Annotated in this window: 22 protein-coding genes; 10 read left to right on the plus strand and 12 right to left on the minus strand. The window is 44.1% G+C overall.

Features of this window, described 5'->3' with window-relative positions; genetic code table 11:
* Nucleotides 1-165: 165 nt before the first annotated feature.
* Entirely contained in the window at nt 166-1,620 is a 1,455-nt protein-coding gene (locus QUB20_RS24090; RefSeq protein ID WP_333244448.1) for a methyl-accepting chemotaxis protein, read from the minus strand.
* 570 nt (nt 1,621-2,190) lie between these two features.
* Between QUB20_RS24090 and QUB20_RS24095 the strand changes: the two genes are divergently transcribed.
* Nucleotides 2,191-3,213 carry a cysteine peptidase family C39 domain-containing protein gene (locus QUB20_RS24095; RefSeq protein WP_333244445.1) on the plus strand — a complete coding sequence of 341 codons (1,023 nt, stop codon included), beginning with the start codon at nt 2,191-2,193 and terminating at the stop codon, nt 3,211-3,213.
* A 338-nt stretch (nt 3,214-3,551) separates the two neighbouring features.
* Here QUB20_RS24095 and QUB20_RS24100 read toward each other — a convergent pair whose 3' ends face one another.
* The 3 genes from QUB20_RS24100 to QUB20_RS24110 form a co-directional block, all read right to left on the minus strand.
* Nucleotides 3,552-3,683, minus strand: a complete 132-nt coding sequence (locus tag QUB20_RS24100) for a hypothetical protein (protein ID WP_333291701.1) — start codon at nt 3,681-3,683, stop codon at nt 3,552-3,554.
* Nucleotides 3,684-3,695: 12 nt separating this feature from the next.
* Nucleotides 3,696-4,184: a hypothetical protein gene (locus QUB20_RS24105; protein ID WP_333250273.1), complete on the minus strand. Its 489-nt coding sequence runs from the start codon at nt 4,182-4,184 to the stop codon at nt 3,696-3,698.
* A gap of 423 nt (nt 4,185-4,607) precedes the next feature.
* A complete protein-coding gene (locus QUB20_RS24110) occupies nt 4,608-5,636 on the minus strand; it encodes an isochorismatase (RefSeq protein WP_333250275.1) in 1,029 nt (342 codons plus the stop codon).
* Nucleotides 5,637-5,713: 77 nt separating this feature from the next.
* Between QUB20_RS24110 and QUB20_RS24115 the strand changes: the two genes are divergently transcribed.
* Both QUB20_RS24115 and QUB20_RS24120 read left to right on the plus strand, forming a co-directional pair.
* On the plus strand, nt 5,714-6,445 hold the full coding sequence (locus tag QUB20_RS24115; RefSeq protein WP_333250277.1) for a TVP38/TMEM64 family protein: 732 nt from the start codon (nt 5,714-5,716) through the stop codon (nt 6,443-6,445).
* Between the two features lie 16 nt (nt 6,446-6,461).
* On the plus strand, nt 6,462-7,997 hold the full coding sequence (locus QUB20_RS24120) for a mercuric reductase (protein WP_333250279.1): 1,536 nt from the start codon (nt 6,462-6,464) through the stop codon (nt 7,995-7,997).
* Nucleotides 7,998-8,140: 143 nt separating this feature from the next.
* On the opposite strand, the gene QUB20_RS24125 is transcribed toward QUB20_RS24120, so the two are convergent.
* From QUB20_RS24125 to QUB20_RS24135, 3 genes are all read right to left on the minus strand, one after another.
* Nucleotides 8,141-8,731: a Uma2 family endonuclease gene (locus QUB20_RS24125; protein ID WP_333250281.1), complete on the minus strand. Its 591-nt coding sequence runs from the start codon at nt 8,729-8,731 to the stop codon at nt 8,141-8,143.
* 70 nt (nt 8,732-8,801) lie between these two features.
* The gene (locus QUB20_RS24130) at nt 8,802-9,650 is read right to left on the minus strand and encodes a phosphatase domain-containing protein (RefSeq protein ID WP_333199020.1); all 849 of its coding nucleotides are present in this window, start codon (nt 9,648-9,650) and stop codon (nt 8,802-8,804) included.
* Between the two features lie 181 nt (nt 9,651-9,831).
* Entirely contained in the window at nt 9,832-10,917 is a 1,086-nt protein-coding gene (locus QUB20_RS24135) for an RNA ligase (protein ID WP_333250284.1), read from the minus strand.
* Nucleotides 10,918-11,107: 190 nt separating this feature from the next.
* Between QUB20_RS24135 and QUB20_RS24140 the strand changes: the two genes are divergently transcribed.
* Together QUB20_RS24140 and QUB20_RS24145 are read left to right on the plus strand one after the other, a co-directional pair.
* Entirely contained in the window at nt 11,108-11,668 is a 561-nt protein-coding gene (locus QUB20_RS24140) for a hypothetical protein (RefSeq protein WP_333250286.1), read from the plus strand.
* Nucleotides 11,669-11,771: 103 nt separating this feature from the next.
* Nucleotides 11,772-12,824, plus strand: a complete 1,053-nt coding sequence (locus tag QUB20_RS24145) for a hypothetical protein (RefSeq protein ID WP_333250288.1) — start codon at nt 11,772-11,774, stop codon at nt 12,822-12,824.
* Nucleotides 12,825-12,925: 101 nt separating this feature from the next.
* Here QUB20_RS24145 and QUB20_RS24150 read toward each other — a convergent pair whose 3' ends face one another.
* From QUB20_RS24150 to QUB20_RS24160, 3 genes are read right to left on the minus strand one after another with little or no spacing between them, the layout of a single operon-like run.
* Complete coding sequence (locus QUB20_RS24150; protein WP_333250290.1) at nt 12,926-13,366, minus strand: MAG6450 family protein; 441 nt, start codon at nt 13,364-13,366, stop codon at nt 12,926-12,928.
* Complete coding sequence (locus tag QUB20_RS24155) at nt 13,367-13,822, minus strand: type II toxin-antitoxin system antitoxin SocA domain-containing protein (protein ID WP_333250292.1); 456 nt, start codon at nt 13,820-13,822, stop codon at nt 13,367-13,369.
* A gap of 59 nt (nt 13,823-13,881) precedes the next feature.
* Nucleotides 13,882-14,124, minus strand: coding sequence for a hypothetical protein (locus tag QUB20_RS24160; RefSeq protein ID WP_333250294.1), 243 nt, complete (start codon nt 14,122-14,124; stop codon nt 13,882-13,884).
* 240 nt (nt 14,125-14,364) lie between these two features.
* On the opposite strand from QUB20_RS24160, the gene hemC reads away from it, so the two are divergent.
* From hemC to glgA, 5 genes are all read left to right on the plus strand, one after another.
* Entirely contained in the window at nt 14,365-15,336 is a 972-nt protein-coding gene (hemC, locus tag QUB20_RS24165) for a hydroxymethylbilane synthase (RefSeq protein WP_333250296.1), read from the plus strand.
* A 357-nt stretch (nt 15,337-15,693) separates the two neighbouring features.
* A complete protein-coding gene (locus tag QUB20_RS24170) occupies nt 15,694-16,521 on the plus strand; it encodes a S1C family serine protease (protein ID WP_333250298.1) in 828 nt (275 codons plus the stop codon).
* Nucleotides 16,522-16,725: 204 nt separating this feature from the next.
* On the plus strand, nt 16,726-16,920 hold the full coding sequence (locus QUB20_RS24175) for a hypothetical protein (protein ID WP_333250300.1): 195 nt from the start codon (nt 16,726-16,728) through the stop codon (nt 16,918-16,920).
* 89 nt (nt 16,921-17,009) lie between these two features.
* Entirely contained in the window at nt 17,010-18,305 is a 1,296-nt protein-coding gene (locus QUB20_RS24180) for a transposase (RefSeq protein ID WP_333250302.1), read from the plus strand.
* 120 nt (nt 18,306-18,425) lie between these two features.
* Nucleotides 18,426-19,853 carry a glycogen synthase GlgA gene (gene glgA / locus QUB20_RS24185; protein ID WP_333250304.1) on the plus strand — a complete coding sequence of 476 codons (1,428 nt, stop codon included), beginning with the start codon at nt 18,426-18,428 and terminating at the stop codon, nt 19,851-19,853.
* A 276-nt stretch (nt 19,854-20,129) separates the two neighbouring features.
* Here the strand turns inward: glgA and QUB20_RS24190 are convergent, their stop codons facing one another.
* Entirely contained in the window at nt 20,130-20,555 is a 426-nt protein-coding gene (locus tag QUB20_RS24190; RefSeq protein ID WP_333250306.1) for a DUF1824 family protein, read from the minus strand.
* 219 nt (nt 20,556-20,774) lie between these two features.
* Nucleotides 20,775-21,455, minus strand: a complete 681-nt coding sequence (gene rnc / locus QUB20_RS24195; protein ID WP_333250308.1) for a ribonuclease III — start codon at nt 21,453-21,455, stop codon at nt 20,775-20,777.
* Nucleotides 21,456-21,779 lie beyond the last annotated feature (324 nt).

Genomic DNA, 21,779 nt, shown 5'->3' on the forward strand with positions numbered 1-21,779 from the left:
ATTCATCCGTCCAGAAATAAAAAACCTGTATCCGATGAAACTTGCCGAACGTATTTATCTCGCGCAAGTCAATGCTTGAATCTAAAATCTAAAATCTAAAATCTAAAATCGATTGACTCAATGCTATCAATTGCTAGTCTGCTAGCCCAAAACACTGAGCACCATTTAGACAATTGAATTGAGATTGTGGGCTGCATCGTTCAATTGTTGAGTGCCTACTTTGGTTTGAGTAATACCACTAGCTGTTTCTTTTGCAGATAGGTTGAGGCTGTTCATAGTATCCACTACTTGTTTAATAGCAACTGCTTGTTGTTGAGCAGTTAGAGAAATTTGTTGATTGTTCAATACCACATTGTTAACCGCATTTGCTACTTCCGAGAAAGCTGCTGCCGTTTCTTGACTGATTATGGTTCCTTCTTCTACTGTTTTAGTACCTTCCTTTGTCACCGTTACGGTGGAATTTATCGCATTCTTGATATCATCGACTAGGCGGTTAATTTTCTCGGCTGATTTCTTACTTTTATCTGCTAGTTTGCGGATTTCTGTGGCTATGACAGTAAAACCTTTGGCGTTTTCACCCGCCCGGACTGCTTCTACTGAGGCATTCAGTGCCAGCATATTTGTTTGATTTGCTAAATCTGTGACATCAGTAGAGATATTGCCAATCTGATGGGTTTGTTCGCTCAATTTCAGAATTTGTGCCGCGATCGCCCCGACATTTTCTCTCAATATTATCATCGATTCCAGTGTTTGCTCCACTGCTAGGGTTCCCTTTTCAGTGCTCTTTAAAGCTTGCCGTGCAGATTCCGCACCAGCTTGGGCTTGCTGGGCTGATTGTTGGGAAGCAGTGCCCAACTCATCCATGGTGATTGTCGTTTGATTTACAGAGCTCGATTGCTGTGCGGCTGTGCGTTCCTGCTGTTCCACTGTGGCCGCAATTTCTGTGGAAGAACTAACAATCATATTGACTGACTGATTCATGCTTTTTGCAATGCCTGAAGCAATCCACAGAGCGATCGCAATTGCCGTAAGTGCAGCTAAAGCAGTGCTTAAAATCACCACTGTAGTCAGGAACTGCAAAGCTTGAATTTGCTCTTTTTCTTGATCAATTAAAATCCCTTCCTCGGTGCTTTGAAACTCCTTAGCTATAGCATCAACCTGACGAAGCTTTGGTACAATTTGTGTGTTCCATAAGTTAACTCCATCGTCTCGCTTACCTTGATCGACCAAAGAAAAGGCTTGTTTATAGCCTTGGTCTATCTGATTTTTTAAGACCTTCATTTCATCTAGCCGCTGGCGCTGTTGCGGGTTTTGTGCCCGATTAAGTAAATCCTGATAGGATTTGTCAAAGCTGTTTGCCTCTTCATTGTATTCAGTTAAGAAAGCACTATCTTTGGCCAAAAAATACCCACGAGCAGCTTTTTGCATACCTGCAAATCCTAGCTGTTGAGCTTTTAATGCTATAACAACAGCATGAGAATTATTTAGCACTTTTGCTTTTTCTTCTACTTCTTTAGCATTAAAAAAAACCAAAGTAGCTGCTCCAACTGAAAGCAAAATCGGTATGGAATATCCCCACAGGATACGCTCTCTTAATTTTGTGGATTTGAAGTTAATCATCTTAAATTTTTCCTATATTTAAAAAACGAACAAATTAATCGCCTACAAAGCAAGGGGAACTGCATATCCCAGTAGCCTCCGGCTTCTCAGCTTTAAGTTGGCAAACATGGCAATACCTCCTGTTGGGTTAGGTAGCGGAATTATCTCATTCTCAACCATTGACTCAGACTCATCAAGAAAAACCTGAAAAAACTTAATCTCCAGCAAGCTATGCAGGTCAAAGCCTTGAGAATTAAGGGTTGTTTTACCTGCTTCGATTTTGGATAAATCCTGTTTATTCGATTGTAGCGAGAAATTCAGGAAGGAAACCCAAACATCGTCAATCGATTTTAGATTTTAGATTTTAGATTTTAGAGGCGACCCCACGGATAAATGCGGGGGCTTGAGGATTTTCGATTTTGGATTGATTCCACGGATAAATCACGTGGCGGGTACCACCTTTGAAATTCGTGGTCAAATTCTCTCCCCCACTGTTTCTCTTTCCCAGTGTTCCTCTCTCCCACTATTGATTGGGGTTCAAGTCGATCGCATAAATGTTACAACCTAGTTAAGCAACAAAATTTTGAGTTCATGGAAATAGTAGTGACGCTGGTGCTGGGTTCGGTGCTGTTTGTCTGGGGAATGCGGTTCGGGCGGGTGTTAGTTCGATCGGGAGTGACGGCTAACGACTTGTTTAAGGGCAGAAATTCGATCGCCCTGCTGTTTTTGGGTTTTTATATTGCCTTGCTGCTACTGGCTCTAAATATGCCTCAAATGCCTGTTTTGCCGATCGAGTGGCGCTTTCACGGAATGCGAGTTACTTGGACTTTGCTACGAGTGATGTTGATGGGAGTCTGCGGTATTGGCTTTAGTATAAGTTGGTTGACAGCGCGATCGCAAGTAATCGCAGTCATCCTAATTGGCTTGTTGGGATTGGGAGGATTTACAGGCGCTGAAAACTATTTTCTGGCGCCAATTTACGCTGATTTAATAGATAATTTGCGGCCAAACGGTGTATTTCGGCAAACATCTAACAGCAGTTGCGCGCCGGCGGCGCTAGCAACAGTGTTAAGGCGTTGGGGAATGGATGCGACGGAATCGAGTGTAGCGCGTTTTGCACGGACGAGTCGCTTGGGAACTTCGATGCCACAAATAATTGTAGCAGCAAGAGCTTTGGGCGTAAATGCGATCGAACTAACGCCAACTTGGGAGCAAATTCAGCAAATTAATCGCCCCGGAGTGCTAGCAGTTTGGCTATTTGACGGCCCTCGGAAGCTACCCCACGCTGTCGCTTTGCTGGGCATGAATGACAGTGTAGCTGTCATTGGAGACCCGGCACGGGGGAGGATTTTCTATTTAGATAGGGCAACTTTTGCCCAGGTTTGGCGCGATCAATACGTGCCGATTTTCCGCTCTGCTGATATCTGGTTAAGCAATCAGCAAGCTATTGACTATTTGAGTAAATTAGGATATAATAGCGGCAATTTAAAAGCCGATATCGAGCGCTTTCAAAAAGACAAAAAATTGCAAGTCAGCGGCAACTTAGACCGGATGACTGAGTTAATGTTGAGCGGCAGTTTTTTGGAAGGAACCCCTCGATTAGATGGGAAATAGTTATTAAGGAATGAGAATTAAATAACTTCCACAAGATTGTGGGATGGGCGTCTCGCCCGTCCAAAAAGGACGGGCGGGACGCCCATCCCACAATAACAATTAAAATTGTAAGTTATTTAATTCGCGATCCTAAAAATCATCAAGCGCCGAGGCACTCTTGACCGACAGAAAATAGGAATCATGCGGTTTTTTTTTCAAACAATAGTTGAATCATATTATGTTCCGTCTATTACCCCTAATACCGTAGGGGCTCCCCTCACGAAAAATATCTGCCAATAATTGACAATCTCAAAAACCCGCCCTTTTAATCGCTCGATCGCACATGATATCATTCGTTCCTAGCGATCGCAAATATTCGATCGCCCCAGCAGATAATCGGCGATCGCACCTTGGTAGCGTGGCTGCATGAAATTACCGTAAGCGTAGGCAGTTGCATCTAATTCCTCGTATATTTTTACCCTCGATCGCACCTTAGCCACTCCTCACCGTTTTTGACAATTGGGAACAGTTGAATCACTCATTTTCGGCTCAGACAGCTTGACTTCCCATCCAGGTAAATTCCACCAATTAACTCGCTGATTCGGCTGAATCCAAAAGTTTAGTTGTGTAATCTTACCATCCTCAAATCTGAGTGTGGGAAAGGTAGGATAACTGGTATCATCGGTTTCGCGATAAGTGCGTCCCAGGTAATTTAGGCACGTCGTTAATCCCTCATTAATTCCCAATTCTTCCACTCCCGTTCCCTTCAATTTGGCATCATCGTAGCTGAAAGAACCGTTGAATGAATTGCCCGCTAACCCGCCTTTGGTAACAGTGATGGTGAAATCGTAGGTGACGGGAACTGCGTCGGCTTGGGTTGCATTTACAACTGTGCTCAGAAGAGTCGTGGCGAGGGCCACCGATAGTTTTGAAATTGCTCGCACACTCGCATCCCGAAACAGAACAACACTATAAATTCCGCTTTCAGCCATCGGGAAACTCCTTGATTAAACTTATATAGTCAGTGTGCATTTTGGATATGATATAGCAATCCTAAATCATTTGTGTAATTCTTGTAGGGGCAAACCCCCCGTGGTTGCCCCATGAGGCCGGGGTAGGCACTCTTAGCACTACCCCTACATCTTTTTACGACTCCTGCAAGGCTCGCTATATCATAAGCTATCAGTTACAGCATATTCCATGTAGATGTAGTACGGAGAAACCGGGTTTCGAGCAACAGAATCAGTAAGGATGGGATAACTGTAAATAAACCCGGTTTCTGGGGTATACTTCATTAACCTGGAATACGGTGTAAATGCGATCGCACCAGAGTACCAAGCAAACAAAAATTACCGCATAGGGTTCATAATGTATACTTTTTTTGCACTGAAAAACCCAATAGAAAACACTCGTCTTTAATCGCCCAGAATTAACTCAGTAGATTTAACCACATTCATTCCCGCCGCCGCAAATTTTTGATAAGCTGCATCTGCTTGTTCCGTGAAATCAACAACACCCGGAACAACCACAGGCGAAGTGCAATCTTCCAGCAAATAAACCTTCTTTGCCAAATTCGGATCTCGCGCCAAAATTTCCGTTAACAAATCATCAATTGTCCAAGCAACGCAGTGACTTTTGGCTTGTCCGGCAATAATTACCGCATCAAAATCGAGCAATTTCTCAATAAACTTAGCATTCTTTTCCGCAATCGGATTGCCGTCGAATCCATCTAAAACTTCAGGCCGCAAAACCGAATAGTTTTCAGTCAGTGGATTCCCGCCTTTGATTTCAAAAAGTGCTTGGCTGTTGCGGGCTATAGTATGAAAAAATATTGCTTCTTCCACCGCCGAAACCAGGGCGTGTCCGATGCCACCTAACATTGAGTGATAGGGCCAAATTGTCAGGGGATATTTCCCATCGGCGCTGAGTTTTTTGACGTAGTGGCAAGCCTGTTTTTCCAGTGCTGAAAAATTGCCCCCGCTGATGCTATTGGCGACGGCGGGATTGACTTTCCAGATGCCTTTTTGGACATCTTCGAGTGTAATAGAAGTTGCGGCGGGTAGGGGGTGTTCGCCAGCTTCGTCGATCCAAAAGATTGGATGAAAAATTTGCATGGCGGTGTGGGTATCCATTGTCGGCGCAATGGTTGTAATTGCGTTTAAATTGCGGTAAATAAATTCGCACAGTCGCAGGTTGTCATCAACTGCGCCGCTACCGGAACGCCCGCCCACAAATAATTCAAATTCGGGCAGACAAAAGGTATTTTGGGCATCGATTATCAGCAAACAAATGCTGTTTGTGTCGCTGGATGCTGGCTGAATGTTGTGCTGCTTTGCCCAATCTTTCGCTTGGGCGGCGCGTTCTTGGTAGGGTACTCGCCAGACTTCGCCTAATTTTTCGGGGTCAAAATGTTCGGGGATTGGAAGTTGGGCTTTTGGTGTCATGACGATCGCTTGTAGGGTAGTTTACAGTAATAATTTAAGTTTGGAGTATAATGCTGATAAATATTTGCGGGTGAATCATGGCAAAAGCACGAATCCAAGATTATTATAGGGTAAAATTTAAACGCATAGTGTTGTTTTTTTCGATCGCACTTTTGCTCGCTCTCTTAATTGTAGCAACTAGATCCGCCTACGTTCAAGATGTTTTGAGAACTCTGTTAATGCGGATCGATGATTTAGGGTGGTGGGGGCCAGTGGCTTTTGTAGCTACTTATAACTTGGCTACTGTGCTGTTTGTACCGGGTTCGGTACTGACGCTGGGAGGGGGGGCGATTTTTGGTTTGTGGTGGGGTTCGGTTTACGTCTTTGCGGCGTCCACTTTAGGTGCTGTATTTGCTTTTGCGATCGGGCGCTATTTGTGCCGCGATCGCGTGGTAAAATATATGGAATCTCACCCCAAGTTTAATGCTCTCGATCGCGCAGTTTCCCAACAAGGATTAAAAATAGTTTTTTTGACTCGTCTTTGTCCTTTATTTCCTTTCAATTTATTGAATTACGCTCTAGGAATTACTCAGGTTTCTTTGAAAGATTATGTGCTGGGTTCCTTTGGCATGATACCGGGTACAATTATGTACGTTTACTCCGGTTCTTTGGTGGGAGAGGTTGCGGCGATAGGCACGGCAACTGTGTATGCCAGTCCTCAAGATTCCGCAGTAAAATGGTTGATTAATATTATCAGTTTTCTCGCTACTGTCGCTGTTACTGTCTTTATCACTCGGATAGCCAGCAAAGCTTTAGAAAAAAGTATTTAATTAGGAGAATTTGCCAATGTCACAATCAAAAGTCGATCGCGTAACTGTCCCCCCGATGGACGAACACAACCAGAAATTAGTCTCTTATTTGCATCCGCCCGATTGGGTAAATCCGCAGCCGGCTAGTTCTTATAATTTAGTAGTAATTGGCGCGGGACCCGCTGGATTAATTGTTGCTGCCGGTGCGGCAGGTTTGGGCGCGAAAGTTGCTTTGATTGAAAAACATTTGATGGGCGGCGACTGTTTGAATGTCGGTTGTGTGCCGTCAAAAGCTTTAATTCGATCGTCTCGCACTGTCGGCGATATCTGGGAAGCAAGTAAATTTGGTGTTAATGTTTCTGACAGTGTAGAAGTAGATTTTGCCGCTGTGATGGAACGGCTGCGCCGGATTAGGGCGGGAATCAGCGATGTTGATTCTGTTGAACGCTACCAATACAAATTAGGAGTTGATGTTTTTTTAGGTTCCGGTCGTTTTACTAGCAATAATACAGTAGAAGTTGGGGGGCAAACTCTCCGCTTTAAAAAAGCAGTAATTGCCACAGGTGCAAGGGCGCGACAACCACAAATTCCCGGTTTACAAGAAGCTGGATATCTGACAAATGAAACTGTGTTTAACCTCACGGAAAAACCGCAACGTTTGGCAGTAATTGGCGCAGGGCCGATCGGCTGCGAATTGGCTCAAGCCTTTCGGCGGCTGGGTTCCGAAGTCGTATTGCTGCACAAAAATGCTCAGATTTTAGACAAGGAAGATGCGGAGGCTGCTAAAATCGTGCAGCAGGCTTTTCTACGCGAAGAAATTCAACTAATACTAGAATCCACAATAGAGCGCGTTGAGCAAACAAATGCAGGCAAAGTAATTTATTATCAATCTCAAGGTAAGGAAGCCTCGGTAACAGTAGATGAAATTATTGTGAGTACAGGGCGATCGCCCAATGTGGAAGGATTGAATTTGGAGGCGATCGGCGTTGAATACGATACACACACGGGCGTATTTGTCAACGACAACTTGCAAACTACTAATCCCCGCATTTATGCCGCTGGGGATATTTGCATGAAACATAAATTCACTCACGCTGCTGATTTTGCCGCGAGAATGGTAATTCAAAACACTCTATTTTTCGGGCGCAAAAAGCTCAGCGCTTTGACGATACCTTGGTGTACTTACACAAACCCGGAAATTGCGCGCGTGGGAATTGGGGAACACGAGGCTAAGGAAAAAGGCATTGATCTAGATACATTTTTAATTTCTTTCAGTCAAGTCGATCGGGCAATTATTGACGGCGAAGAGGAAGGATTTGTGAAAATTCACGTCAAAAAAGGCAGCGATAAAATATTAGGTGCAACTATTGTAGCGCGCCACGCTGGGGATATGATCAGCGAGATTACTTTGGCAATGGTTAACAATATTGGTTTGGGAAAGATTGCTAGCACAATTCACCCGTATCCGACACAAGCTGATGCAATTCGGAAAGCCGGAGATGCTTACAATCGCACTCGTTTGACGCCGTTTGTGAAAAATTTGTTTAATCGCTGGCTGGCTTGGACGCGATAAGTAAATAATTGTGGAACAGGCATCTTGGCTGTTCATTATCAGCTTTTATGGGCGGCGTCTAAGCCCACCAGAAAATAAAATTCACTCTCTGTGGAACAGGCATCTTGCCTGTTCATAAAAAAGCTGCAAAATTAGGTGTGTTTTTATGCTTCTGTTTCTGTTTCTGTTTCAAATCCAACACCTTCATACAAAAGTGCGATCGGCAAATCCAACTCAATGCTTGATAAAGTGATAATCTCCCCAGCAGTGTAAGAATAGTACAGCCACATTCTGCCCTCTCCCCGACAGTAACGCTCAACAAAAATCTTTTGTGAATCAATCAAGATATACTCTTGCAAAGTCGGAATTTTTAGGTAACAAGTGAATTTTTCATCCCGATCTTTAGCACTTGTACTGGGAGAAAGAACTTCCACAATGATTTTAGGATTCTGAATGAATTTGCGGGAATCCAGGTCTTGAGGGTCGCAACTGACTATCACATCAGGGTAGTAGTAACGGCTTTGAAAACTGACTTGCAATTTCACATCTGACACGTTCATCCGACAGCCTCTGGAACGCAGATGCGGGTACAAGTTCCTGTAAAAGTTAAGTGCAAGATCGTTATGGGGAATTGTACTGCCCATCCTGGCAAAAACTTCGCCGTTGACATATTCGTGGCGAATCTCTTGTTGAGCTTCCCATTCGAGATATTCCTCAACGGTCATTTTTTGTGGTGCTTGGGGAATGGATATCATAACAAAATTTTTGTCAATGTTAGTTTGATTGTAGCATTAGGCATGGGACAATTGTCAGAAAAACCATAGGTCAAAAATCCCCTTCATCTACTTGGAATACCGTCAATCCCAAGCCTCTCCACATATCAACAACTTGCTGGCGATCGTCCAAAACAAACTTTATGTTATACTTTCCATCAATATGCTGCCGATAGAATTCCTCTTTAATAATCGCATCCTTCCTCATATCTCCCGTTTTCCGCATATAAAGAGCAGCATAATTGACATCGTACTGCTGCAACCATTTCTCAGTTTGAGGCTGACAATCATCCGTTCTCCCCGACACTACGATAATATTAGCGCTGGTTTGCCACTTGCGAACGGTATCTAAAACTGGCGGATTGGGCAAATCGCGATCGCACGTAGAAGCATCAAAAGGATTTCTGCCATTGAGAAGTGCTAATGTGCCGTCCATATCCACAATAATTGCATCCGGCAAATCCGGGTTATATTCCGGCGGCACAACGGGAACCCGCACGTATTTATTATACATCTTCATTATCACATCTTTGCCCACCGAATTAAGCCTTTTTAAATCCCGTTTAATACATTCCTCAACCGGAACTTGTAGGAAAGAATCATTAACTTCGACAACAGCTTTACCTTTAACCAACTCCTTGATATGCTCGATGTGAGGCCCGAAATTAGTATCATCAACAATGACGTGCTTGCCACTTTCCAAAGCCATCAAAATAATCGTATCTCTCAACTGCACAATAAACTTTTCATTCGCCGGCGACCAATGAGAAGCGTGAGCCATTTCTCTGAGCAAATCTTTATTGCTACGCACCCACTTTGCAGGTTCAGACAGCAGCAATTCCCTAGCAAATTGAGATTTTCCCGAAGCAGGTAAACCGACAAGTACAATAACTCTTTTCATGGCAATTGGTAATTTGTAATTGGGCATTGGGCATTGGGCATTGTTTAAATACTTACCTCTTCATTCCATCCGTTACATCCGTTACATAATCCGTTGCCGAACTTCCCTCTTCCTTAAACATCTGCCTCACGCTCCATCATTAATCCGTGTATCCGTGTCAAAATCCGTGTCGTGCCTTCTTCTACAAACCTAAATGGATGTAATCTAAACCCAGCAACTCTTCTATTTTATGAATAGTAACATCACGGAGAGCTTCTTTCACTCCCGCAACTCTGCCGGCGCGCAAGGAAAACAAAATCCCCGAATACGGCAAATGTTTCACAGCTAACGCAAAATCTTTCTGCACTTCAATATGTTTGTGCTGTCGGTAAACCTCCTCGATTTCTTCAACCAAACATTGATATTTGTCCTTAACTTGTTGATACAACTCACTCCACTCAGGAAAATAAGCTAAAAACTCTTCTCCTTCATTAGTTATAACAATCTCGATCATCCTGCGGGTAGAAAACCCTTCGCGCAGATGGGAAATCGCGACATATTGCGGAGACTTAACTTTAACTCGGTTGAAGTTAGCATCGCAGATAATATACCCTTCCGAATTCATCGGATCTAAATGTTGGGCCGCTTCGATAACTTCTTTCCAGCTAGTTAAAGGATAGGATGCGACCAATTCCCAGCCGTATTTATTTGCCCAAATATTCTGGTCTGTTTCTAGCAGTGTTTGAGTGTTGCGAACCCCGTGCAGCACGATTTGATTGTTTGGTTGCTGGACAACTATTCTATTGTAAGGCGTCATCAACTCAAAGATAAAACACTGGTCGGTTTCTTCCGGCAATTGATATCCCAATTCTTGCCAGACTTTCCAAAAAAGTTCGGCAAAGCTGAACCCAAAACCATTAACTTCGCCTGCGGCGTCGGGAGTGCCGCTAGATTGCACTCTCCATTCTCCCTTGTAAAAATACAGTACAGTCAAAGAACCGTCTAGTTTTTGGTAAACTTTGGCATTTGTCCAATCAATTGCAGCGGCGTGAATTTCTCCGTAATTAAAAAATTTGTCGTAGGGATAAGAAACTATCTGCCAATCTTGAGATGAATCTAAAATAATGCCTCGGCACTGCTGCACTATCTTTTCGCCCAAGGGAGATTCTATCTGTGAGTATTTCAGACAGACTATATCGGGATATTGGCGGTGGCGGGTAACTTTGATATGATAAGTTTCGGACAAAGTTTCTAATCCCTGCTGACGTAAATACTCTTGTAGTTCCACGTTCGATTCCTAAATTTGTCTCCTTCTATATTTTATCTGTAACTACAGATTTTAGCGGATTTGTAAAAAAAGTTAAACTTACTTTCTTTCTGAATGCCTATTGGGAGTTTGGTATTTTCGAGTATCGTTGTAGATAGGTGAATGTGCTTCACCGAAAAACTCGACTGTTTCGACATCAAGGAAAAACACAGTGAACAATAAATTATTACTTTTGGCGACTTCGGCGTGTGTCTTGACTGCTTTAGTACCTGTATCGCGAGTTTTTGGTGCGTGCGAATTGTCGCAGCTACCGCCGGAAACAAAATCTGTTGCTGTAGCGGGTACTGTTGTTCCGGTAAGTCAAATTTTGCAAAAGTTAAAAGGCAAAACACAAGTACCAATTTTCCTCCCCAGTCGGCTTCCTATTTCGCAGAAGCTTTACTATCAAAGTCAAGCGGAAGTGGACAGCTATACTATTTCTATGGAGTATACAGCAGATTGCCGAGGTGCGGGAGCTTGCACTTTTGGGGAAATTCGAGGTCAGAAAGGCGGTGAGTTTTCTACCAAAATAGAAGGGGTAACTAAGACTTTAAAAAATGTTCAACTGGCTGACCGAGTGAAAGGAGTTTATCATAACGGTTGCGGGGCTTACTGCACAGCAACTATCGAGTGGAAAAGTCGGGGTTTTATGTATACCGTAGCCCTTAAGAACGGACGAGAATCTGATTTAATTTTAATAGCAAATTCTGCTATTCTAGCTCGGAAGCGTTAAGTTTTGGTAAGGGCGGGCAAAGATTATTTAAATTTCTCCAACTCCTCTTTCCAAAGCTGGCGAAGCAAGACAAAATGGTTGTGATGTCTACAGGGAAATCAGGATGAGGGGAAGATGGCTATTTGCGGCGATTTTTGCTGGTGTGGTGACTGCTTTTACGATTCCCTACCCTTCGGGAACCCCTGCGGGGAACGGGATAGCTTCGCTTCACGCACTTTTGACACCAAACTCAGCGTTAGCAAGGACTGAACTCCCGATTACAGAAATCCGCTGGTTTAATTATTCCCCTGAAGATAGCTGGCAACCGATACAATTTATTGTACCCGATCGCAATACTGCAAAATCTGCCGGCGGCCGCAAGTTGCGATTGTACGATGTTCATATTGCCAAGATGTTTGAGATTTCTCATTTTCTGTGCGATCGCGATCGTGCTTCTGAGGGTTACAATTGGTCTTATCAAGCGGAAAATGGCAGTATTGAGATGGGACGCTTCAGAATTAGCTGCAATCTCGCCCGTTCCATAGCCACAGCTTACGGCTTAGGCAAACCCGAAATTACAGTGATTCGCCGCAACTTCAACCTGACAAACGGTCGCCCTTCTTTTGCGCTAGAAAAATACTCGATTCCCACTTTTAACATTGCTAAAAATAGAGTTGTGCAGTGGAGGAATTTTGTCCAAAAAATTCCCCCAATCCCCGATAACTCAGGTGCAAACCAAGCTAACAGTCGTTTTCCTGCTAGTAACATCTTTAGACAAATCAAAGGCAAAACGCGAGTGCCTGTTTTTCTTCCGAGTAGACTTCCTTTATCAGACATTCAGCAACTTGATTTTGATGTGCAAGCAGGTTCCCACGGTTACATTGTGGGAATGTATTTAGGCAAAGGATGCCGCGCGGGAGCTTGTTATTTCGGCACAATCGAAGCTAAAAGAAATGAACCGTTTTCGCCTCCTTCGCGATTGCCACAGGATACTTACAGAAGCGTTGAATTGGCGGGCGGATTCAGGGGGATTTATTTCAATAATTGCGGTGCTTACTGCACTGCTTTTGTTGAGTGGCAAAGGCTGGGGGTGCTGTATCGAGTCACAAGGAAAAACGCACGGCAGCAAGAAGTTGTCCAGATAGCAAATTCTGCACTTCAAGCAGGCCAACGTTAAATTTGGGTGAGAAATGGAAAAGGTACGCGCGAGCGAAGCTATCCCGAACGCGCGTGCGTTCCGGCATGGTAGGGAATCGACCTTTTCACTCCTCATAAACTTTATTCTGGACAAACTGAATGGTCGCGGTCAAACCAAATGATGTAGTAAACAGATTGAACGCGAAACCCAAATATCCGTTTTTTCTCATCAATTCGCATTTCGGATAACCTCTCATCTTCAGGCATATTGTCCGGCAAAGTCGGATGAATGTTAATCAACTTATAACCAGTTCCCACTGATTCACCTCGTTTTTTTGATCCGTGACCTTTGATTTGACCCCAAGTATATTTCTCAATTTTCTTTAGTCCTTCAATTAGGTCATTGATTTCTGATGATGTCCAGTCAGACAAAAGCCAACGATTTTTATCTGCATAGGTAAATCTGAAGCTAGGATGCTCATCATCTGTACTGCTTGGTCGATTTAACTGAGTTGCTTGCTCTGGAATTCTGCTTGCTTGCTTTTTTTGAGATGGCTTGGGTATTTGACTTTTTTTCCCCACTTACGCCTCCACCAAAGGTGCATAGCAGGATTTCATATCCTCGCGGGAGATGATTTTAGTTGATGTTTCGGCAGGTTCTAATCCCTGGCGAGCGTTGAGCCAAGGTGTCTCTGATTGGGTCAATTCTGCAAGATGTTTAGCACTTAATTCTCCATAAGCATTCCAAACTTCTTCGAGAACCTCGATTTCATCTTCATCAAATTCTTCTTCAAAATTATCGGGAGCGGGAATATCGCTATATTTGTAAGCTTTGTACTCATCCCAAACATCGCGGACAATGGGGCCGGAAACCCAAGCTTCAATATCTTGATCAAATAGCGGCTGGCTTCTAAAGACTAAACTCCAAGCTTGTGCATAATACACGAGCTTTTGCAGTTTCAGCCCAGAAATGGTATCGCCTGCTTCTCGATCGACACGACATAAAAAGTAACGAGCTACGTCAAGAGCACTTTTCATAGTTTTAGGATTTTAGTAATTTGACAAATTCACTTTTGATGCTAAGCTATTTGGTGGCTTTATAAGTACGATCGCAACTTCGATCGCCCTTTTCCCCTCGCAACTACATTTCTATCCCCAAATCTCGCAACCTTTGAGCTAATTCTTTCGAGCTGCTGCTGAGCTAACTCCTCATGCCAACCAGGTTTATCCGGCTTGACCCTAGGTAAATCGTACATCGCCCGCAGCCTTTGCTTCGGAATGTCGATCGCCCCCATGCCAGCGACGCCCAATGCTGGATGGGAAACATCATCAAGACTCACTGCTACTGACGGTCATACGATTTTAGATTTTAGATTTTAGATTTTAGATTGGCAATGGCTTATTATGTAAAGGTTTGGAGCTTGCCTACCGTTGCATTCTTTTTTCAAACAGGCGACCAAAATCTGGTATTTCTATTTTATCGCCCGAATTATCCCAACCAGCAATTAAAGTCCCCACCTGCGGTACGCTAGATCAGGTGAATATATTGGCTGATTTCAAGCTATCCTCCGATCGATCTTATGTCCCCAACCACATCTGCCCCTTCCCGAACCGTTCGCATCGGTTCCCGCAAAAGCCAACTCGCTCTCGTGCAAACCCACTGGGTGCAAGAACAGCTACAGAAACACTTCCCGCAACATACTTTTGAAGTCCACACCATGTCCACCCAAGGGGACATAATTCTTGATGTCGCCCTCGCTAAAATTGGCGATAAAGGACTTTTCACCAAAGAATTAGAAACGGGAATGATTAACAATGAAACGGACTTTGCCGTTCATTCCCTCAAAGATTTGCCTACCAATTTACCCGAAGGTTTAATTTTAGGATGCGTCACCGAACGGGAAAATCCCGCTGACGCCCTGGTAGTTCACTCCAAGCACAAAGACAAGCAACTCGACACCCTCCCAGAAGGTTCTGTAATCGGTACTTCTTCCCTGCGGCGACTAGCTCAACTGCGGCACCATTTCCCTCATTTTGAATTTAAAGATATTCGCGGCAATCTCAATACTCGACTCGCTAAATTAGATGAGGGCGGTTACGACGCGATTATTTTAGCAGTTGCCGGCCTCGAAAGATTGGGAATGGGCGATCGCATCCACCAAATTATCCCTGCTGAAATCTCCCTTCACGCCGTCGGACAAGGTGCTTTGGGCATCGAATGCCGCGCCGGAGACACAGAAATCATGGCACTGATTAAAGCTCTCGAACACTCGGAAACCGCCCAAAGATGTTATGCTGAACGCGCATTTCTGCGGGAATTAGAAGGCGGCTGTCAAGTGCCGATCGGCGTCAATACTAAAATAGAAAACGGTCAATTAACCTTAACCGGAATGGTATCGAGTCTCGACGGCCAGCGATTCGTCAAAGATAGTGTTTCCGGCGCTGCCGAGACTGCTGAAATGCTGGGAATTGACCTCGCTCACCGCCTGCGCCAACAGGGTGCTAGTGCAATTTTGGAGGAAATATTTGTCGAAGTTCAACGTGGTTCCTAAGACCGATCCGCATCTCTTTGTCAATGCTTTTAGACGCGATATATCGCCTTTTGTAAAATAAAAATAACAGGCGGTTTGCTTTGGCAAAACAGGTAGAGTAGCAGTCTGATTGTAGATTTTTGATGGGATTTTAGGTAGGGCTTGCGGGATAGATTTCAAAAATATCTGACTAATTTAGGACGCTCCGCACGAGTGTTGAGCAACCCGGTTTCTGATGTAAGTCTCGCTGTATAGCCCAAGATTTATGGTAAAAACCGGTTTTTTTTCGTAAGTCCTAGAGTTCTTAACCTCTCCATCCAAAATCTACAATCAAACATCCAAAATTAATCAGCAATTTATTTCAGGTAAAAGCCCACTATGAGCGCTAGAGAAACTCAATTAAAGCTGGAAGTGAAAAAGGTTCAGCAACTCTATAGCAAAATGCAAGCAGACCAACAAGCTTTGCAGAAGCAATTGAAAGAGTTCAAAACTCAAGCCGGAAGTTTTTCGGATGTAGTCGAGCAAGTCTTGCCGTCCTTAGTTTCAATTTACGTCATGGATTGGGATACCGAAGAAGAGATTTCTTCAGGAAGCGGGTTCTTTGTATCGCCGGACATAATTGTCACGAACTATCACGTTGTAGAAGATATTGCCGATGAAGATTACTTCTATGAAGAAGATGAAATCGAACAGGTTTTAGTGGAAACTCATGACGGAAAATTGAGATTGGCAGAGGTGGTGTTTACTGGTAATGCTGAAGAAGATTTAGCATTACTCTTAATTAGCGATTTTACCTTCGACCCGAACACAGGGGAACAAGTGGACTCTCCCCAAGAATATCCTCCCCTAGAGTTGTCTTTGGATGTGAAAGTGGGAGATAGAGTAATTGCTGTGGGCAATCCTTTGGGGCAGTTTGCTTCAACTGTAACTCAAGGTATTGTGAGTGCAATTCGCGAACCAGAGGAATATGAAGAAGGCGACGATGAAGAAGATGATTTTGCTGAAGTGAAGGTGTTGCAAACTGATGCGGCGATTAATCCGGGAAATTCCGGCGGCCCGTTGATTAATATGGCTGGTCAAGTGGTTGGTGTGAATACGTGGGGATTGGAAGATGCCGACAGTATTAATTTGGCGATCGCCTCTGAAGCTTTGGATGATTTTCTAGCGGGATTTGAGGAGACTATTGAGGACAATTCTCAGAATTAGTCGGTAGCTGTCGGTAGATTTTATCCCACATTTAACCACCAATGTAGGGGCGGGTTCGCCTAGATATTTGACACCACAGACAAATGATAAAAACCCGCCCCTACCCCACCCAGAAATTAAAAATTAATTGTATTTAACGGTGGGGGAAATGGTCGATCGGGGTTATTGGTTGGGTGGGGGCGGGTTTATCAAGATTATCGGTGGGTGGCAAATATTTTGGTGAACCCGCCCCTACAGATTTTATTCAATATTTATCATAAAATCGATCGCTCTTTTTTTCACCGCACAGCGCCGCCGATAAACGCGGATGGAAAAATGGCGATCGCATTCTTGAGTAAACTGCGATCGCTACAGCAACTCAGATTTATAAAGAATACCCTGAAAACCCTGTGGCTTTAGCCCAGGGATGAAAGGGCGTTGCAGGATTTATCCTGCCTACTATCAAGATTGCCAGATGCGGTAAAATAAATCAAAGGAGGTGAAATCAAATGTATGCAGTACAAAAAGATATTTGGCATTTAAAGGGACTCCACAAAACCATTGTTGAGCAACTACTGAGATGGTCGAACAATCTGTTTAATGTTGGCACTTACGAAAGTCGCCAACGATACTTTAAGGATAAAAGTGCTGTCAAATATCTTGAGTTGTACAAAATCACTAAAGCCAACGAGAATTACGGTTTACTCTATTCTCAGGTAGCTCAACAATCCCTTAAATCTGTTGCCGAATCTTTTAGCTCTTTTCGAGCCTTGGAAAGGTTAGCCAAAAAAGGAGAGATTAATCAAAAACCGAGGCTGCCTAAATATAGAGCAAAAGGCGCTATGTACCAAGTCTCCTATCCAGGGCAAGCCTTAAAAATAGTTGGCAATCGAGTGAGGCTACCTCTGGGAACCAAAGGGAAAGGACACTTTGGGACAGATGCTCTCTGGGTTCCATTGCCAGAAAGGTTAAAAGATTGCCAGCTCAAAGAACTTAGGCTGATCCCTAGAAACGGTCAGGTCTGGATTGAGTATGTCCACGAAAGTCTAACTGAACAGGCTCGCCTGTGCAGTCTCGAAGTAACAGGAGTTTTGGGCATCGATCATGGCATCAACAATTGGTTAACCTGTGTCTCTAGCAATGCCAACCCTTTCATTATTGATGGTCATAAGTTGAAGTCTTGGAATCAATGGTTTAACAAACGAAAAGCTTTTCTTCAATCTGAACACGCCCGACATAAATTACCTCAAGGCTTTTCGTCAAAAAGACTGCAACAGTTATCGGAAACTCGCGCCCGCAGAATGAGAGATGCGGTTAATAAAGCAGTCAGCACTATCGTAAATTATTGCAAAAATAACCAAATTAACGTCATAGTTTTTGGCTGGAATAAAGGACAAAAGCAAGAAGTTAATATGGGAGGTAAGACCAATCAGAGTTTTGTTCAAATTCCTACCGCTAAAGTCAAGGAAAGATTGCAGCAAGAATGCGACTTAATGGGATGGCGATTTGTAGATCAAGATGAATCTTACACATCAAAATCGAGTTTTTTAGACCGAGATTTTCTGCCAGTGAAAGTCGGTGAAAAACCCGACAATTGGCAGCCATCGGGCAAAAGAATCAAAAGAGGATTGTACCGTTCTAGCACTGGATTATTGATCAATGCAGATACTAACGGTGCAGGGAACATCATTCGGAAATCAAAAGTAGCCACAGACTTAATTATTAAGCGAGTGGGTAGTGGGCTGCTGACGAACCCTTTAAGAATTAAACTTTGGCGGGATTCATCCCCCAAAGCTTGTCCTTAAGAATCCCCGCGTCTTTAGACCGGGGAGTGTCAAACTTGTTTTTGGCAGGCGCGTTAATATTGTGCCGCTCGCCATTTAAACTTAATCTAGACTAACAATCTCAAGGAACACAAAAAAATAATGCGTATTTTATTTGTATCCGCCGAAGCATCACCCCTCGCCAAAGTGGGCGGTATGGGCGATGTCGTCGGCGCTTTGCCGAAATTTCTGCGGCGCATGGGCCACGATGTCCGCATCTTCATGCCCTACTACGGTTTCGTCCCCGACAAAATGGACGTTCCCAAAAAACCTGTTTGGGATGGATCTGCCATGTTCCAAAGCTTCTCGGTGTTTGAAACTGTTTTGCCGGGAACCGATGTACCTTTATACTTATTACAACATCCATCTTTCTTACCGCGCCGCGTTTACGGCGGTGTAGATGAAGATTGGAGGTTCACTTTCTTTGCCAATGCTGCGGCTGAATTTGCCTGGAATCATTGGAAGCCCCAAATTATCCACTGTCACGACTGGCATACGGGGATGATACCTGTTTGGATGAGCCAAGATCCCGATATCAGCACGGTTTTTACTATTCACAATTTAGCTTATCAAGGGCCGTGGCGCTGGCGTTTGGAGCAGATGACTTGGTGTCCTTGGTATATGCAAGGTCACAATACAATGGCGGCCGCAGTACAGTTTGCCGATCGAGTAAATACAGTTTCGCCGACTTACGCCGAGCAAATCAAAACCCCAGCTTATGGGGAAACTTTGGAAGGTTTGCTGTCTTACATCGGCGGTAAAGTATCGGGCATTTTGAACGGAATTGATACAGAATCTTACAACCCAGCAACTGACAAGTACCTCCATCAACAATTTAGTGTTGATACTATTGAAAAGCGCCCCGCTAATAAAATTGCGCTGCAAGAAGAAGTCGGTTTGGAAGTGAATAAAAATGCCTTTTTGATCGGCATGGTGACAAGGCTGGTAGAACAGAAGGGATTGGATTTGATAATTCAAATGCTCGATCTGTTCATGGCCTATACCGACGCTCAATTTATTGTACTCGGAACGGGCGATCGCTACTACGAAACCCAACTCTGGCAAATGACAGCCCGCTATCCCGGTAGGATGTCCACCCAACTACTTTACAACGAGGCCCTCTCCCGGCGCGTTTACGCAGGCTGCGACAGCTTCCTGATGCCCAGCCGTTTCGAGCCCTGCGGCATTAGCCAAATGCTCGCCCTCCGCTACGGGTGCGTGCCAATGGTTCGCCGCACCGGCGGTTTAGTCGATACCGTTTCCCACAACAACCCGATCGACAATACCGGTACCGGTTACTGTTTCGATCGCTACGAGCCCCTCGACTTGTTCACCTGCATGATCAGAACTTGGGAAGGTTTCCGCTACAAAGATAAGTGGAGAGAACTGCAACAGCGCGGCATGAGAGAAGATTTTAGCTGGGATATTTCGGCCCGGAAATACGTCAACTTGTACAGCGATATTTTGGGACTGCCCCCGGAAGAAACCGCACCGGCACCAGAGGCAGAATTGATCGTGGGTAAGGGTTAATCTTCGTAAGGTGCGTCAGTCGCTGTTTGATTCAACTGAATCGAAGGGCGGGCTGACGCACCCTACAGCTTAGTAAGGTGCATCAGTCAATCGATTTTAGATTTTAGATTTTAGATTTTAGATTGAAGCATTGACGCCACGGATAAATTCGGGGGCTTGTATCCTGGATGCTTTCAGTGGGTTTTTGATTCAATTTAATCGATCGACTGACTACTGACTACTGACTACTGCTACTGACTAATGACTACTGACTACTGACTACTGACTACTGAGAAATTAATCAAATAAATCGAGAGGTAAATGACCGTAAGTTCCACTAACTCCATCTTCTGAGGAAGATTGACAAGAAATCAAAACGCCCCGGTAAGTTCCGGGATAGCCGTCAACATAATACGACCCCTTCAAAGTATTGAACTTAATATAAACCGAACCAGCAAAGGTCGAGACAGCATTGGGATCTAAAACAGCTTGATATCCCAAAGCTTTCAAATAAGCTTCTAAAGCTAAAAACCCCTCATCCGTCGAAGAAGCGCACACTCCCAACATTTGATAATCCGACAAACTTGCTACCAGCAAAATCGCTTGACGGAGTGCCTTTTTTTCCAGCGGCGATGCTACAGATTGCATATCCAGACAAGTGAAATCTTTGAGGATTTGCTGTGCTTCTTCAACAGTTAGGGTAGTCGGGTTGTGAGTAGACATGAATTGCTCTGATATTTCCCAAAATTACGATCGACACTGGGGTACTCGTCAACGAATTTCTGCCATTGCAACCCTCGATCGACGGCGGTAACACTTGCACAAGTCCTGATTATAGCCCATTGTGTGCTCTGGCCATCAATTCGGGCGATCGTCTTCGAGGGCTGGGCCAACGCCGGAAGCGCACAAAAAAGCTAGTAGTTTTTACCGATGTTTTCAAGTTTAGATCAGTCCGCGTTTTTTCAGCTTTGCTAGCGCATCTTCAGCCGCATTTTTCTCAGCATCTTTTTTGCTTTTGCCTTTACCTTCTCCATAGAGTTTCTCTGCAACATAAACTTTAGCGATAAATTCCGGCTTGTGGGGTGTGCCTCCTGCTTGGACTGTCACATATTTGGGGGGAGTCGTGTCACCGTTGGATTGTACCCATTCTTGAAAGCGATTTTTCGAGTCTACAGTCGATCGAGTTTCCACAACATTTTCGGGAACAGAATCAAACATTTGTTGAACAAAGTTGCGAACTTTGTCCATGTCTTGCGTGTCCAGATAGTAAGCGCCAATAAATGCTTCAAAAGTGCTGCTGAGCAAATTTGGATTAGTAATCCCACCTTCTCGATAAGCTCCTTTTCCGAGCCGCATTTTTAAGTCTAAACCTATTTCAGTAGCAAATCTGGCTAATTGTTTTTCATCTACTAATGCAGAACGTCGGCGAGTCAGTTGGTCTTCTCCCATTTCTGGATGACGCTGATAGAGATATTCGCCGCTGAGAAAAGTCAGCAAAGCATCGCCGAGAAATTCTAAGCGTTCGTTGTCTTCTTCGCGGAATGTGGGGTTTTCGTTGACGTAGGAACGATGGGTTAGTGCTTGGCGCAGCAGTTTTTCATTGTTGAATTCGGGAAGGGTCATTTGTATTTCTTTTGTTGGATTAGTTAAGGGCATGGCAATTCTGTAATGGTTATTCTTTTTGGAGTTGGGTGTTATTATGTGGACATGAAAGAGCCGCAGATAGCGGTTGGTTTGGAGAATCTAGTTTATCAAATAAACAGGATTTTTGCTATCTGCGGTGAGGTAAATTTTAACAGATATTTGCCAGTTCTACTATTAGCCCGTTAGTCCGTCAGTCCGTCAGTCCGCCAGGGGTTAAAACCCCTGGCTCATAGCGAAAGTCCTCCTAAGAAACTCAATCTAACTGTGGAGTTTTAGCAACTAGCTCAAACCCAAAAGACTCAG

The sequence above is a fragment of the Microcoleus sp. B4-C2 genome (assembly GCF_036705265.1).
GTDB lineage: Bacteria > Cyanobacteriota > Cyanobacteriia > Cyanobacteriales > Microcoleaceae > Microcoleus.

Coding starts and splice junctions, on each gene's coding strand:
- QUB20_RS24130 (WP_333199020.1), bottom strand. CDS start 9,650: ATGAAAAGAGTTATTGTACTTGTCGGTTTACCTGCTTCGGGAAAATCT.
- hemC (WP_333250296.1), top strand. CDS start 14,365: ATGTCCCCAACCACATCTGCCCCTTCCCGAACCGTTCGCATCGGTTCC.
- QUB20_RS24120 (WP_333250279.1), top strand. CDS start 6,462: ATGTCACAATCAAAAGTCGATCGCGTAACTGTCCCCCCGATGGACGAA.
- QUB20_RS24180 (WP_333250302.1), top strand. CDS start 17,010: ATGTATGCAGTACAAAAAGATATTTGGCATTTAAAGGGACTCCACAAA.
- rnc (WP_333250308.1), bottom strand. CDS start 21,455: ATGACCCTTCCCGAATTCAACAATGAAAAACTGCTGCGCCAAGCACTA.
- QUB20_RS24095 (WP_333244445.1), top strand. CDS start 2,191: ATGGAAATAGTAGTGACGCTGGTGCTGGGTTCGGTGCTGTTTGTCTGG.
- QUB20_RS24090 (WP_333244448.1), bottom strand. CDS start 1,620: ATGATTAACTTCAAATCCACAAAATTAAGAGAGCGTATCCTGTGGGGA.
- QUB20_RS24170 (WP_333250298.1), top strand. CDS start 15,694: ATGAGCGCTAGAGAAACTCAATTAAAGCTGGAAGTGAAAAAGGTTCAG.
- QUB20_RS24125 (WP_333250281.1), bottom strand. CDS start 8,731: ATGATATCCATTCCCCAAGCACCACAAAAAATGACCGTTGAGGAATAT.
- QUB20_RS24115 (WP_333250277.1), top strand. CDS start 5,714: ATGGCAAAAGCACGAATCCAAGATTATTATAGGGTAAAATTTAAACGC.
- glgA (WP_333250304.1), top strand. CDS start 18,426: ATGCGTATTTTATTTGTATCCGCCGAAGCATCACCCCTCGCCAAAGTG.
- QUB20_RS24105 (WP_333250273.1), bottom strand. CDS start 4,184: ATGGCTGAAAGCGGAATTTATAGTGTTGTTCTGTTTCGGGATGCGAGT.
- QUB20_RS24155 (WP_333250292.1), bottom strand. CDS start 13,822: ATGAAAAGTGCTCTTGACGTAGCTCGTTACTTTTTATGTCGTGTCGAT.
- QUB20_RS24110 (WP_333250275.1), bottom strand. CDS start 5,636: ATGACACCAAAAGCCCAACTTCCAATCCCCGAACATTTTGACCCCGAA.
- QUB20_RS24145 (WP_333250288.1), top strand. CDS start 11,772: ATGAGGGGAAGATGGCTATTTGCGGCGATTTTTGCTGGTGTGGTGACT.
- QUB20_RS24190 (WP_333250306.1), bottom strand. CDS start 20,555: ATGTCTACTCACAACCCGACTACCCTAACTGTTGAAGAAGCACAGCAA.